We start from the raw sequence: 908 nt of genomic DNA, 5'->3' as shown, positions 1-908 counted from the left end.
GGCCAGACCTGGTCGCAGCTGTGGCCTGACCGCAGTGATCCTCGTCCCGCCGCGCTCGAACGCGCGGTTAACGAAGGGATTAGTCGGCATGGCCTACATAGTCAAACACGAGCAGTGCTCAACAGGGCGTTTGGGCTTGTACTGGTAGGCGAATCGGGACGGGTGATACTTAAGCCTACCCTTGCCGAGCATAATCAGCTCATGGCCTTGCTGCCACAAAGCCTAAGTAAACAAAAGCGTTCAGTAATCAATCGTTTCCTGTGCCACCTGGAGCAACAGGGCCAGACCTGGTCACAGCTCCGACCTGACCCTACTGATCTTCGTCCCGCCGGGCTCGAACGCGCCGTTAACGAAGGGATTAGTCGGCATGGCCTACATAGTCATACACGAGCAGTGCTCAACAGGGCGTTGGGGCTTGTGCTGGTAGCCGAATCGGGAAAGGTAAAGCTTAAGCCCACCCTTGCCGAGCATAGTCAGCTCATGGCCTCGTTGCCACAAAGCCTAACGCCACAAGAACGCTCAAATATCAACCGTTTCCTGTGCCACCTGGAGCAACAGGGCCAGACCTGGTCACAGCTCCGACCTGACCCTACTGATCCTCGTCCCGCCGCGCTCGAACGCGCGGTTAACGAAGGAATCAGTCGGCATGGCCTACAGCCCAGCACACGATCATCGCTCAACAGGGCGTTTGGGCTTGTGCTGGTAGGCGAATCGGGACAGGTGATACTTAAGCCCACCCTTGCCGAGCATCAACTGGTCATGACTTCGCTGCCACAAAGCCTAAGTCAACAAAAGCGTTCAATGATCAATCGTTTCCTGTGCCATCTGGAGCAACAGGGCCAGACCTGGTCGCAGCTCCGACCTGATCCGACTGATCCTCGTCCCGCCGCGCTCGAAAGCGCGGTTAA

1 protein-coding gene is annotated in these 908 nt (G+C 57.3%); it reads left to right on the top strand.

Annotation, left to right across the window (positions count from 1 at the left end):
* On the top strand, positions 1-908 hold a 908-nt coding region (locus IEX86_RS24745; RefSeq protein ID WP_188868794.1), incomplete at both ends, for a hypothetical protein.

It is taken from the genome of Pseudomonas asuensis, from assembly GCF_014646755.1.
Classification (GTDB): domain Bacteria; phylum Pseudomonadota; class Gammaproteobacteria; order Pseudomonadales; family Pseudomonadaceae; genus Chryseomonas; species Chryseomonas asuensis.
This window is presented reverse-complemented; position numbering and strand designations above follow the sequence as displayed.